The following is a 12,369-nucleotide window of genomic DNA, read 5'->3' as shown; positions in this document are numbered from 1 at the left end:
TAGCCATATATGGTATTATTTAGTATTAAATCTTCCTACTGTTGTAAACCCTTTTGATATCATCTATCTGCTTTATTGCTCCCATTAATATTCCTGGTAGAAAACAGGCTCCACCCATACCTTGTGATCTAAGTATTTGGTTAGCTGGGCAGATTCTGCATCCCGTAACCTCAATGTTTAATTCATGGTCTTCAATGCTTACGTCAATTTTTTCACCGAGTTGCAAGTCGTTTTGAAGATAGGTCCCTAGTTCCTTTTCAAGTTCCTGAAGACTTATTTTTCCTCCATTCGACAATTGAGAACCGAGGTCTCTTCCTAGTTTAACAAAGACTTTTTGCACATCTTCTCCGAGTGCTTTAACCAGCGCTACGTGATATTTTTCGAATAGACTTTGGTATCTGTTTGTCCATATAACTAGCCTCCAATTCGGGGCAATAAGTGGGTTTATTTAAGCTTTTTTCTTAAAGTTTAGAGAAACTAATAAAAAAATACTTATTTGATAAAAATAAATTTAAGATTGTTTATTTTTGGGGGCTTCTCAGTTCCATTAGATATTTCTTAGTCATGATGGGGTTGAAAGCGAGACGTGTTCCCACTTGACGTGTATTTTCATATTTTAAATAGTACAATTTTAAGCGGTGGGGACATTCTGCAATATCTACTAGTCTGTTTATCAAGATTTGAGCTATCTTTCTAGCCCCTAGAGCCGTTTGTCTAAAAGTTTTTACTGTAATGTACATATTCCGTTTATAAACAAGCCAATCCCCAAAAACAATAATAATTACCAGAAGAAGCAGTGGAAGCGCACCAATAAGTGAAAACTCTGTTTCTATTTGGGAAAAATTCGTAAATATTAGTATAGTGGATATCACACCAATAATTATTACTAAAAACATTAAAATTATAATTAGACGAAATCCTGAAAATCTCTGATAAGCTTTCCGCATATCCTCCAATCCCTTCCTTAAACCTGACCAGTCAACCTTTTCCTTACCCCCAATTATTTTTATGGCTTCATCTAAGTTAGGATCATTCAGTAATCGATTAGTAAATAGAGGAGGTCTGAGCCCTGCGTAAGCGTCAATCTCCTCTATCCAAAATTTTAACCTCTTTTCCAACGACATTTTTGCCACTCTGAATAAATTCAACGAGATTACCTTATTAACTATTACAAATTCTAAATATGTGCTCCCTTATTATGATATGTTTAGTTATATTCGGGAGAAAGTTTTAAGACTATTAAGCATTATTTTTCTTTATCGGCGATTAAGGGTTGTCCACCATGATCAAAGTTTTTGAGGACCTTGTTTCAAATCGTCATGATAATGTAATCAAATGGAAAAAACTGGGTAAGAAGGTCTTCGGCTATTTCTGCTCTTATGTTCCGGAGGAAATCATTCACGCTGCAGGGATTATACCCGTTAGAATAATGGGTGGTTTCGATGATATAACCCTAGCCGACGTTCACCTACCAAGCTACGTGTGCTCCTTTGCACGCAGCTGTTATGATCAAGGTCTGAAGGATCGTTACAACCACCTGGACGGATTGGTGTTTCCTTACACATGTGACACCATGGTCTCAGTTTATAACATCTGGAAGGCTGACATTAAAACAGATTACATAGGTTTTGTGGATCCTCTCTGTGCCAAAACCGAGACTTCAAAAAAATATTTCCGAGAAGAAGTAGCAAGATTCAAGTCATCACTGGAAACTCTTCTGGGGAGAGAGATTTCGGATAATTCTCTTAAGGATTCTATTTCAATTTATAACGAGAACAGAAGACTTTTGAAAGAAGTCTACGAATTTAGGAGGAATTCAATTCCCCCAATTTCTGGGGTTGAGGCTCTGGAAATAGTTAGATCGAGCATGTTGACTCCCAAGGAGGAGCACAATCAACTGCTTAAGAACCTGCTGGAAAAAATATCAGATAGGGAGAACCGACCCGAGCCGGGGTTAAGAATACTTGTTTCGGGTAGCGTGATATACGACTCAGAAATACTCAAAATGATTGAGAACTCGGGGGGACTCGTAGTAGCTGATGACCTCTGCACGGGAACCCGTTACTTCTGGGATCAAGTTAACGAGAAGGCTCCTCCTATTACCGGCATAGCAGACCGATACTATGAAAGAATTCCCTGTCCCTGCAATTACGCACCAGAAAAACGTTTAGAACACATTTTTAATCTTATAAAAGACTACAATGTGGAGGCAGTAATATTTACACTACAAAAGTTTTGCGACCCCCACCTTTTCGATTATCCTTTCATAGAGGAGAGGTTGAGAGAGGTTGAAATCCCCACACTTCTCATTGAAACCGAACACGTGACCTCCCCCCTAGGTCCTCTCAAGACCCGGATAGAGGCTTTCTTTGAAACAATATGAATATAGGTGGTAAAAGCTTGACGGAAAAAGGAAAAAAGGGTCTGGAAACTTCAAAAGAAGTTTTCAAGATGGCTTCTGAACACTATATGGGTGCACATGAGGCGAAGAAACAGGGTAAGCCTGTTACATGGATGACTGGATATGACCCGGTTGAAATACTCTACGCCATGGATGTAGCGGTGGTTTATCCCGAAAATTACTCCGCGCTATGTGCGGTTACTCAGGTGGCACCTAAATTTATTGAGGCTGCTGAACGTGCAGGATATTCCGGTGACTTGTGCTCTTATGCTAGGAACACTATAGGAACGACCTTGGAAGAAGGGGCCCCCCTTGGTGGTCTTGCGTCTCCGGATTTCCTGGTTGTTGCTCGTAAGTTCTGTAAGACCCATATCAAGTGGTGGCAGGTTCTGAGTCGCCGGTTTAACTGTCCGCTCTTTATAATTGATGCTCCCTACGTTACGGGTCAGGTGGAAGACTACCACATTGACCATTATGTTTCCCAGCTTGAAGACCTAATAGTCTTCCTTGAAGAGCAGACAGGTAGGAAACTAGACTATGATAAGCTCGCGGAGGTGGTTAGGCTATCCGATAGGGCGAGTGAGCTCTGGGATGAGGTTATGGAAATGCGGAAGAATGTACCATGCCCTGTTGGTGCGGCAGATATTCTTTCTTGTATGTTTGCTATAGTAACTCTACCGGGTACCAAGGCGGCTGTTGATTTTTACGAAAGACTGAGAGACGAAGTTAAGGAAAGGGTTAAGAAAAGAATGGGTGTTATACCTGAAGAGAAGTATCGTCTGCTCTGGGACAATATTGTTCTCTGGTACAATGTGGGGCTATCAAATTATTTCCATAGGTTCGGAGCGGTTTTTGTTCTGGAGCCCTATACGATGGTTTGGAGCGGACGTTTAGATCCTCAAAAACCTTTAGAGTCGCTGGCAAGAAAGTACATGTCCCCCTTCATAGAACTAAATAATAGAGCGTGGTCAATGGTCGAGCTTTGTAAGCAGTACAAAATAGATGGTGCTGTGATGCACTCCAACAGAAGCTGTAAATTTTTATCTCTACTACAATATGAACTAAAAGATATCCTAATGGAACAACTTGGAATTCCCTCTCTGATAATTGAAGGTGATCACTGTGATGGAAGAGCTTACTCTGATGCTCAAGTTAAGATGAGAATCCAAGCATTTATGGAGCTGCTGGGATAATAGAAATGTATACCGCTGGAATTGATATTGGCGCACTTACGGCCAAGTCCATTATTTTAGAAGATGAAAAGCCCTTAGCTTTTACGATAATCCCTTCAGGTTCTAACAGTAAAGAAACAGCACAAAGGGTTATGGAGTATACTCTAAATAAGGCTGGACTCTCTAAGGATGACATTACTTTCATAGTTGCAACGGGGTATGGTCGTGTAAACGTTCCCTTTGCAGATAAGCAGGTTACAGAGATCTCATGCCATGCAAAGGGTGCTTACTCGCTTTTTTCCAGTGTGAGAACAGTTATAGATATCGGTGGACAGGATAGTAAGGCCATCAAAATTGGAGAAAATGGTAGGGTGTTAGATTTTGCTATGAACGACCGGTGTGCTGCGGGAACGGGGAGATTTCTGGAGGTTATGGCTAGAGCACTAGAGGTGAGGTTAGAGGATCTGGGGGAACTCTCACTTCAGTCTAGAAATAGAGCCAAAATCAGTAGTATATGTACTGTTTTTGCGGAATCTGAGGTGATTTCTCAAATCTCTAGTGGAACCCCCAAAATAGATATTATCGCGGGTATACATGATGCGATTGCGAACAGGGTTTTTGGTATGGCTAGTAGGGTAAGAATTGAGAAAGATTTGGTTATGACGGGTGGGGTTGCCAAAAATAAGGGTGTGATAAAGGCTTTGGAGGAGAAGGTGGGTTTCGGAATTCTAGTGCCTGAGGAACCACAAATTGTTGGTGCTCTGGGTGCTGCTATCTTAGCTCGAGAAAAGGCAGTAAAATAATTTGAGTTTATTATAGTTGTAAATTACCAGATACTTTTATACGTATCAAGAATGATAATTTTACAAGAAAATATTTGCATCATGATTGTGCGAGAGAGGGCTACTTTGGTAACCTCTCTAAAAATTAATTAAAATCTAACCATAATAGAAAAAAGGTATTAGATTTGTTGGTGGTGTTGAGGAGTGGCTGACATTAAGCCAAAGCATTTTACTGAAGAAGAAATTATTGAGATACTTACAAATGTAACTGACCAAGAGTTAGAAAAATGTCATAAACACGAGCTCGTCCCATCGAAAGATGTGATTCTGTTTCAAGGAATACCCGGTGAGGCTAGAGTTGAGGATTCCAAGGGTAACGAATATATTGATTTCACTTCCCAAGCATGGACACTGGGAATAGGATACATTCAACAAGATGTTATGTTTGCCGCAATGGAACAGATGAAACACATCTCCCATGCCCGCAACCAGTTCCAAACAATTCCCAGGATAAAACTGGTAAACAAACTCTCTGAAATAGCACCCGGCGACCTCAAGAACGTGGTGCTTAACACCCAGGGTGGATCAGTTGCGGTTGAAGTGGCCTTAAAACTAGCCATGGTTAACCGGCCATTGGAGCAAGACATTTTCATAACTATGTGGGGCGGATACCACGGGAACACTCTTGCCATGATGGCTCCCACCCACTATATGCCTATAGTGGTTCGATACCGCGGATTCGGAAGAGAACACTTTGTAAAATCTCCTTTCCCCTACTGCTACCGATGTCCCTTCGGAGAAAAGGACATATCGGAATGCGGAAACCTATGCCTAACCATGCTCCAAAAGACCATAGACTACGGTTGCCAAGGATTACCAATCGGAGTACTTATAGAACCTATCCAGGGACCAATGGGAGAAGTGCCTGCTCCCCCCGAATTCATAAAGGGGGTCAGAGAGGTTTGTAATAAGAATAATCTCCTGCTTCTCTACGATGAGTCTCAAACCGCCTTCGGAAGGATAGGCACGATGTTCGCAGCAGAATATTACGACACCGTACCTGACCTCATGGCCCTCACCAAAGCCCTAGGAGGAGGATTCCCGATGGGGGCGACCTTAGCCAGTGAAAAGCTGGGAATGTTCACCCCCGCAGAGCAACACAGCACTTTCAGCGCGAATCCCGTTTGCTATGCTGCTGCGCTTATAAACTTGATGCTCATTGAAAGACTGGATTTACCTAAGAGAGCGGAGGAAATGGGAAAGTACCTAATGAAGAGATTTCTGGAGCTGCAGGAGAACTACCCCATAATGGGTGACGTGCGAGGAATTGGGCTATTCCAGGGAGTGGAGCTGGTAAAAGATCCCAAGACAAAAGTGCCTGCAAACACTGCTGCGGAAGAATTTGTAGCAGAAGCCCTCAAAAAAGGTTTAATACTAGACCTAAGCCAACCGGTGATAACCATGCACGGCGAATTCTACAGAAACACGCTAACCATAAAACCGCCCCTGGTAATTACCAGAGAACAGATTGATCGGGCAATGGAAATCTTCGAAGAGTGCCTACAAACAGTTACCCCACTTATAAAGACCTAAAACCTAAAATAAAAACGGTTCCCAACAACTTTTCCTTTTTTTAACCCCCTTAACCCTACAAACCCTAGATAGGGAATTTTTTTACTTCTTTTTCATTGTTAATAGTTTAGAACTTTATTTATATTTCAAAAATGTAATTAAGAAACTTTTTAAGATTGAAGTTATAAAACATGTAATTAAAAAATGTTAAAAAATCGTTTCTATAAGTGTAATCATTGGAGGTTTAAGAGTTGGGAGAACAATGCGTACTAACTCACGATGTAGGCACGTCTGGCGATAAGGCCACTTTAGTGGGTGTTTCGGGCAAGATACTGGGAGTCGCGGAGAAAGACTACGATGTAGACTATCCACATCCTGGGTGGGCAGAGCAGGACCCCAAACATTACTGGAACGCTGTTGTAGAAACAACCCGAGTACTCATAAAAAAGACAAAAGTAGATCCCAAAGACGTGATTGGAATAAGCTTGGATGCCCAAATGATGGCCGCAATACCCATGGATAAAGACGGCAATGCTCTCCGCCCGGCAATGATATGGCTTGACTCCCGAAGCGAAAAACAATCAGACGAATTTGAAAAAAAATTCGATCCCATAAGTCAACTGCTGGACATGGGCAACTTGCCGATGACCACCGCAAAAGACGTCATTCCCAAAATCTGGTGGGTTCGAGACAACGAGCCTAAAGTTTTCGAGAAAGCCTACAAATGGGGGGACGTCAAGGACTACGTCATCCGTAAATTGGTAGGTGACTTCTACACTGACTGGAGCACTGCCCTCCTCTACGGGCTTTTCCACCTTCAGGATCATGTATGGGTTGACGAATTAATCGAAGGCGTGGGCTTATCCAGAGATAAACTCTGCGAAGTTACCAAAACAACAGATGTTCTAGGGACACTTACTGCAGAAGCCGCCCGAGAAATGGGACTTGCCACGAATACGCAAGTAATCTGTGGTGCCGGCGACGCACCGGCTACCCACGTAGGCTCTGGCTCAATTAATACCCATGAGGGCCATTTATACTTGGGCACCTCTGGATGGGTCTCCGTAACGGTGGATAATTTTACCGTAGATCCCGATACAGGTATAGCTGCCATTTATTCTGGGGTTCCGGGCAAGTTCATGCTTATTGGCGAAATGGAAAGCGTGGCTGCGCCCTTCAAATGGTTCAGAGACGAACTTGGTGGCATAGAGTGTTTAATGGCTATGCAGCGTAACTGTGATCCATACGACATCATCACCGAAGAAGCCGCAGCAGTAGGGCCCGGGGCAAAGAAGCTAATCTTCCTGCCTTGGATGCTCGGAGAGAGGGCACCAATACAGGACACCACAGTTAGAGGCGGCTTCATCAATCTGAGTTTCCACCACGGCTCGCCCGAAATAGCGAGAGCCATACTGGAAGGAGTAGCCTACCACATAAGATGGATAAATAAAAACATTCAGGCAATCCTCGACCGAGGCGTCTTAGATCCAAACCAACCCAAACCCGAAATCAAACACCTAAACGCCTGCGGAGGAGGAGCAGTAAACCCCCTCTGGATGCAAATATTCGCCGACATCCTAGGAAAAAGAATACGACCAATAAAAGAACCCCGCTCCGTCGCAGCCATGGGAATCGCAATAATATCCATGGTCGGATTAAAAATATACCCAGATTTCGAAACCGCCGTAAACAAAATAATAAAAATCGAAAAAGACTACTACCCAAACGAAAACCTAAAACCAATATACGACGAAATGTACAACGTCTTTGAAGGAATCTACCCCAAACTAAAAGAAGTCTTCCAAACCCTAAACAAAGGCGAAGCCCACTAAAAAGCAAACCCAAAATTCCCACCTGCATTCCCTCTTTTTTAAAAAATTTTTATCCTCTCCCACAAGAAGGTTCCCCGCAGAACAGTATGGGCTTCTACACCGGACTGATTCTTCCTCAACCTAAAAACAATATATGCGCTCCTGAAGGAGACGTAGAACCTAGAGATTCGGCGGCTGCATGTAAGGATTTCCTCTCATTCTTTCTATGTCTTGTGCTGGCGGTGTTCATTCTCCTAGTATAGCTGCGCCCTAAAGTTAAGGAATTGTTTGAGTAAATGTAGAGGCGTTTATAAACATACTATCCAACTAACAAAGAAGGGAGAATATTAATAAACACAAATAATTACATAACAAAGCAACTTACGGCAAACTTTTATATATTTTTTATTTTCTCTTCAACAAATCATTTTCAAGAGCGTTGCTGCGGTGTGAAAAGTAGACACGACAAAAATTTATACTTATGTTGCTATGAACCATTTAAGAATTGGGAGTTTATTTTATGTTAAGGGTGATGGAAAGATTGAGTAGATTTGTATAATGAGGGTCAAATATGTAACAGCATTCAGGATGTGTATATTATTCGGAGCTTGAACAAAAAGTGTGGTCTTGTATATGTTAAAAGTGGACCTATTTCGAGGAGTTAATAAATGAAAGGAAGATAAGTAGAAATGTGAGGTTGGTTGATGAAAATTCCCGAAAGAGCCAAACAAGAAGGTATATTAGAATATGCTGAAAGACTTTCCGAGTTGTATTCTAGAATCTATGATGCTAAAATCAGGAAATTGAAAGGACAATTTTTTACTCCTAAAGAAGTTAGCAGATTTATGGAAGCCTATTTGAAATACCTCATGGCACGATTCGTCTTTTGGATCCTGGTGCGGGTACTGCTGTTCTTACTGCTGCCTTTTGTGAGCGATTATTAACTCATAACAAAATTGTAAATTTGACCATGGATGCTTGTGAGAATGACCCTAACTTTTTACCATTTTTAAAAGTGGTTTTAGAATCATGTAAAGTGGAATTGGAAGAAAGAGGACATAGTGTGGAATACAATATTCATGGGCAAGATTTCATTTTAAATAATAGTAGATATTTTAGAAAAACTGATTTATTGTGGGGAGGCGAGGAGCATATTTTATATGATTTTGTAATCTATAATCCTCCCTATTATAAATTGAACAAGGATTCTCCTCAATCTAGCGTAATAATGGAATTAGTTTCTGGTCAGCCCAACATATATGCTCTTTTCATGGCGATATCTGCAAGTATGGTAAAGCCGGAAGGAGAAATGGTGTTTATAAGTCCAAGAAGCTTTTGCTCTGGCTTATACTATAAAAGGTTTAGAGAATGGTTCCTGAGTAACGTTCAAATAAAAAATATTCATATTTTCGAGTCCCGAAAGGAAATTTTCGATAGAGATAACGTTCTTCAAGAAAACATTATCATAAAAGCAAAGAAGCGAGAAAAAACAAGCAATTATGAGAATATAACTATAAGCGCAAGTAAAAACAAAAATTTCAACCAATTAAGAAGAATCAATGTTCAATTTACCGATGTAGTATCCTACAAAAATGGAGAACTCTTCATAAGAATACCTACCTCCTCTCTCGATGTAGAAATTCTGCACATTATTGATAAATGGCCTAACACGCTAAAAGAATTGGGGTTAGAAATTTCAACAGGCCCCGTAGTTCCTTTTCGCGCTGAACAATATTTGCTTCCTGAATTAACAGAAAAACCAATTTCAGCTCCTCTTCTATGGATGCATAACATAAAAGATATGAAGGTTGTATGGCCTCTGAAAAAGAATGAAAAAGCGTCTGCCATTAATGTATGCGCGAAAACAGCACCACTTCTGATACCCATTAAAAATTATGTACTCGTCAAACGTTTCAGTTCAAAAGAGCAGAAGCGCAGATTGTACGCCGCCGTACTTTTAGAATCCGATTTTTCCTTCAAAACCATAGGCATCGAGAACCACGTAAACTATATTCATAGACCAAACGGAAACCTGCCCGTTTACGAAGCTTTTGGTATCGCAGCAATATTAAATACCACCATTATCGACAGTTACTTTAGATCACTAAATGGTAACACTCAAGTGAATGCCACAGATATTAGAAGTTTGCCATTCCCTGATATTAAAGATATTACAGAAATAGGAAAAGTAATTCACAAATCGTCGCAATATCGGAATAACTTTACTTTAGACGGTGTTGTCGGTGAAATTTTGGGAATTAGTACTGAAAAAATAAAAAAGCTAAATAAAGGCGAAACCAAAGATGGGCAAAGTTAGTGAAGCCATTGATATCCTAGAAGCTTTGGGGCTACCTAAGGCGCAGCAAAACGAAAGATCGGCGCTAACCATATTGGCTCTAATAGATTTGAAAGAGGATACTCCTTGGTCAGAATCAAAAAAGCGAGCTATAAAAATTCATGATATACTTCTTTATGTCCATAAATACTATGGGAAAAAATATGCTGAAAATACACGAGAAACAATAAGGCGCCAAATACTTCATCAATTTGAACAAGCGGGAATAGTCACAAGAAATCCAGATAATCCGTTTAGACCAACAAATAGTCCCAAAACATGTTACGCAATTACAGACGACGCTTTGGAAACCTTGAAGAAATACGGCACCACCGATTGGCAAGTTGCCCTACACGAATTTGTGAAGAAAAAAGGTAAATTAATTGAAAAATACGAGAAACGGAAGAAAAAATATCTCATACCCGTAAATTTACCTGATGGAACCTCCATTGACTTTTCCCCAGGAAGACACAACGAACTCCAAGTAAAGATATTAACAGAGTTCCAAACAAGATTCTGCCCTAATGCCAAAGTAATATATGTAGGCGATGCCGCTAGAAAACTGTTATACATAGATGAAAAGCTATCCAAAGAACTGAAAATTCCGATAACAAAACATGATTAATTACCCGACCTAGTCCTTTACAACCCACAAAAAAACCACCTTTTCTTGATAGAAGCCGTTACAGCGCATGTCCCCTATCCCCTAAACGCCAAATAGAACTAGAAGAAACACTAAAGCACAGCAAAGCCAAAAGAATATACGTAAGCGCATTTCCAGATTTCCGAGAATTTAAGAGACACGTTGACAACATCGCATGGGAAACAGAAGTATGGATAGAAAATAACCCCGACCACATGATTCACTTCAATGGACCAAAGCTTTTTTCTGCGTACAACAATTAAAACATATACTGGGTGATGTAGATTCGTTCGATTTTTTTACGTTTTGTTAAGCACGGGTTCACCTGTTTTAGTTCCGGATTTCCTTGCTTTCTACACATCTCTCGCTTACGCTGCCATGATTAACCCGTAGCTGAAGTGATTCATCCGAATCACCGGGTTCTCCACCGGTCTGCCCCCGAGAAGGTTTTGAGCGAGTCCCTCAGACATAGGAGCAAGACTCTACCCCTGAGTCCGCAGCAGGTCCAGTACAGGGTGGCGAGGAGGTACTTTAGCCTCCAGTTCCCGCCCTCCATGGAGTTGGTGCTTGTGGGCAGCTCCTCTGCTGGAGGTTTTTTTCCTATTTTCTCCTTTATTAGTTCCTTGTAGAACTCCTCTTTGAGGTGGTCGTGGAGGGCTTTGTACTTCTCAAGGTATGCGGCTAGGTCGTTCTTCTTAAGCTCTTGGAGTTGATGGTCCTTATCCGCGATACGCCGCCTCCGGTGTATAGTGCACCGCTTCAGGTTGTCGCAGGTCCCGTTGTATGATGGTTCCCCGCCGACTATGTTGTAGTCGGTTCCCTTGAGGGACTGCATGAGCAGGAGGGCGAGAAGGAAGTTGAAGTCCACGTCCTGCACCACCAGTGACGCGAAGATGCTTAGGGCGGGCAGGTAGGCTGTGGCGAGGGTGAAGCCTTTGGGATAGGGTAGGGGTTTCTTTCCCTCTTTCTTTCTTCTCTGGTTCTCCTCGCGGTGTTTCTTCTTTGCTCCCTTCTTTGTAGGGTAGGTTTCGTCTGCTACCCCAGCGATAACAACTTCTTCTTCCCCTCCTCCTATTATTTCTGGGAGCTTTTCTCGGAGTTTTTCTACGTTCTCCGCGCCGGTGAGTATTTTGAGGATGTTTAGGGCCAGTTTTGTTCCCAGGAAGGATAGGCCGGCGTACTTTTCCGCCTTCTCCCAGAAGAGTTTGCAGTAGTGCTCTATGGTCTCCCGGTCTACCTGTATTCCCAGATCCGTGAAGACCGCTTCTCCCCTGTTGTAGGGCATGTTGGCTGCGAAGGCGAGGCTCAGATCCACTATGGGGATGGCGTAGACGCAGTTCTTGTAGAAGGGGGCTTGAGCGTAGAACTGGGCGTTGCAGTCCATGCACTGGAGTCGCTTGCCCCTCACTTTTACGTCTTCAAAGCCATCTGCGATGAGCTTGCAGAAGAGCCTAGTTTCTGTGCCCCTCTTGACCACGTTTTTTGAGCCACACCTCGGGCAGGGTCTCTTCCGGGAGTAGAGCTTGTTGTTGTAGGATGAGAGGTATGCTTGAACCGCGACACGGAGGATGAGCATCATGGGGAAAGCTGCTTCACAGCGAGGGGTTCACAACAGTAGAAAGATTTAATGATAAATAATACCATTCTTGGACT

13 protein-coding genes are annotated in these 12,369 nt (G+C 42.0%); 10 read left to right on the top strand and 3 right to left on the bottom strand.

All coding sequences use genetic code 11. From position 1 onward, the window contains the following. Positions 1–25: 25 nt before the first annotated feature. Positions 26–340 (bottom strand): hypothetical protein, encoded by a 315-nt coding sequence (locus ACUVXA_RS08415; RefSeq protein WP_445870805.1) that lies wholly within the window; start codon positions 338–340, stop codon positions 26–28. A 181-nt stretch (positions 341–521) separates the two neighbouring features. Further along, complete coding sequence (locus tag ACUVXA_RS08410; protein WP_445870804.1) at positions 522–1,124, bottom strand: hypothetical protein; 603 nt, start codon at positions 1,122–1,124, stop codon at positions 522–524. 158 nt (positions 1,125–1,282) lie between these two features. Between ACUVXA_RS08410 and ACUVXA_RS08405 the strand changes: the two genes are divergently transcribed. The 10 genes from ACUVXA_RS08405 to ACUVXA_RS08360 all read left to right on the top strand — a co-directional run bounded on the left by ACUVXA_RS08405 (position 1,283) and on the right by ACUVXA_RS08360 (position 10,979). After that, the gene (locus tag ACUVXA_RS08405; protein WP_445870807.1) at positions 1,283–2,383 is read left to right on the top strand and encodes a 2-hydroxyacyl-CoA dehydratase subunit D; all 1,101 of its coding nucleotides are present in this window, start codon (positions 1,283–1,285) and stop codon (positions 2,381–2,383) included. Between the two features lie 17 nt (positions 2,384–2,400). Continuing rightward, positions 2,401–3,594, top strand: a complete 1,194-nt coding sequence (locus ACUVXA_RS08400) for a 2-hydroxyacyl-CoA dehydratase subunit D (RefSeq protein ID WP_445870803.1) — start codon at positions 2,401–2,403, stop codon at positions 3,592–3,594. Between the two features lie 5 nt (positions 3,595–3,599). Beyond that, complete coding sequence (locus tag ACUVXA_RS08395; RefSeq protein ID WP_445870802.1) at positions 3,600–4,376, top strand: acyl-CoA dehydratase activase; 777 nt, start codon at positions 3,600–3,602, stop codon at positions 4,374–4,376. Positions 4,377–4,559: 183 nt separating this feature from the next. Continuing rightward, a complete protein-coding gene (locus ACUVXA_RS08390) occupies positions 4,560–5,948 on the top strand; it encodes an aspartate aminotransferase family protein (RefSeq protein ID WP_445870801.1) in 1,389 nt (462 codons plus the stop codon). Between the two features lie 230 nt (positions 5,949–6,178). Then, positions 6,179–7,759 (top strand): xylulokinase, encoded by a 1,581-nt coding sequence (locus tag ACUVXA_RS08385; protein WP_445870800.1) that lies wholly within the window; start codon positions 6,179–6,181, stop codon positions 7,757–7,759. 86 nt (positions 7,760–7,845) lie between these two features. Continuing rightward, complete coding sequence (locus ACUVXA_RS08380; RefSeq protein WP_445870799.1) at positions 7,846–8,001, top strand: hypothetical protein; 156 nt, start codon at positions 7,846–7,848, stop codon at positions 7,999–8,001. A gap of 441 nt (positions 8,002–8,442) precedes the next feature. After that, a complete protein-coding gene (locus ACUVXA_RS08375) occupies positions 8,443–8,682 on the top strand; it encodes a hypothetical protein (RefSeq protein WP_445870798.1) in 240 nt (79 codons plus the stop codon). Positions 8,683–8,780: 98 nt separating this feature from the next. Continuing rightward, complete coding sequence (locus ACUVXA_RS08370; protein WP_445870797.1) at positions 8,781–10,055, top strand: Eco57I restriction-modification methylase domain-containing protein; 1,275 nt, start codon at positions 8,781–8,783, stop codon at positions 10,053–10,055. Then, positions 10,042–10,698 (top strand): BsuBI/PstI family type II restriction endonuclease, encoded by a 657-nt coding sequence (locus tag ACUVXA_RS08365; protein WP_445870796.1) that lies wholly within the window; start codon positions 10,042–10,044, stop codon positions 10,696–10,698. The genes ACUVXA_RS08370 and ACUVXA_RS08365 overlap by 14 nt, the downstream gene beginning before the upstream one ends. Beyond that, on the top strand, positions 10,698–10,979 hold the full coding sequence (locus ACUVXA_RS08360) for a BsuBI/PstI family type II restriction endonuclease (protein ID WP_445870806.1): 282 nt from the start codon (positions 10,698–10,700) through the stop codon (positions 10,977–10,979). The genes ACUVXA_RS08365 and ACUVXA_RS08360 overlap by 1 nt, the downstream gene beginning before the upstream one ends. Before the next feature lie 149 nt (positions 10,980–11,128). On the opposite strand, the gene ACUVXA_RS08355 is transcribed toward ACUVXA_RS08360, so the two are convergent. Next, complete coding sequence (locus ACUVXA_RS08355; RefSeq protein WP_445870795.1) at positions 11,129–12,295, bottom strand: hypothetical protein; 1,167 nt, start codon at positions 12,293–12,295, stop codon at positions 11,129–11,131. Positions 12,296–12,369 lie beyond the last annotated feature (74 nt).

The organism is Candidatus Jordarchaeum sp. (genome assembly GCF_052745115.1).
The sequence above is the reverse complement of the archived record's forward strand: the minus strand, read 5'-3'. Positions and strand labels throughout refer to the sequence as shown.

Excerpts from the sequence above, each read along its gene's own strand:
- ACUVXA_RS08410 (WP_445870804.1), bottom strand. The coding sequence starts at position 1,124 with ATGTCGTTGGAAAAGAGGTTAAAATTTTGGATAGAGGAGATTGACGCT.
- ACUVXA_RS08405 (WP_445870807.1), top strand. The coding sequence starts at position 1,283 with ATGATCAAAGTTTTTGAGGACCTTGTTTCAAATCGTCATGATAATGTA.
- ACUVXA_RS08395 (WP_445870802.1), top strand. The coding sequence starts at position 3,600 with ATGTATACCGCTGGAATTGATATTGGCGCACTTACGGCCAAGTCCATT.
- ACUVXA_RS08380 (WP_445870799.1), top strand. The coding sequence starts at position 7,846 with ATGGGCTTCTACACCGGACTGATTCTTCCTCAACCTAAAAACAATATA.
- ACUVXA_RS08375 (WP_445870798.1), top strand. The coding sequence starts at position 8,443 with ATGAAAATTCCCGAAAGAGCCAAACAAGAAGGTATATTAGAATATGCT.
- ACUVXA_RS08365 (WP_445870796.1), top strand. The coding sequence starts at position 10,042 with ATGGGCAAAGTTAGTGAAGCCATTGATATCCTAGAAGCTTTGGGGCTA.
- ACUVXA_RS08355 (WP_445870795.1), bottom strand. The coding sequence starts at position 12,295 with ATGATGCTCATCCTCCGTGTCGCGGTTCAAGCATACCTCTCATCCTAC.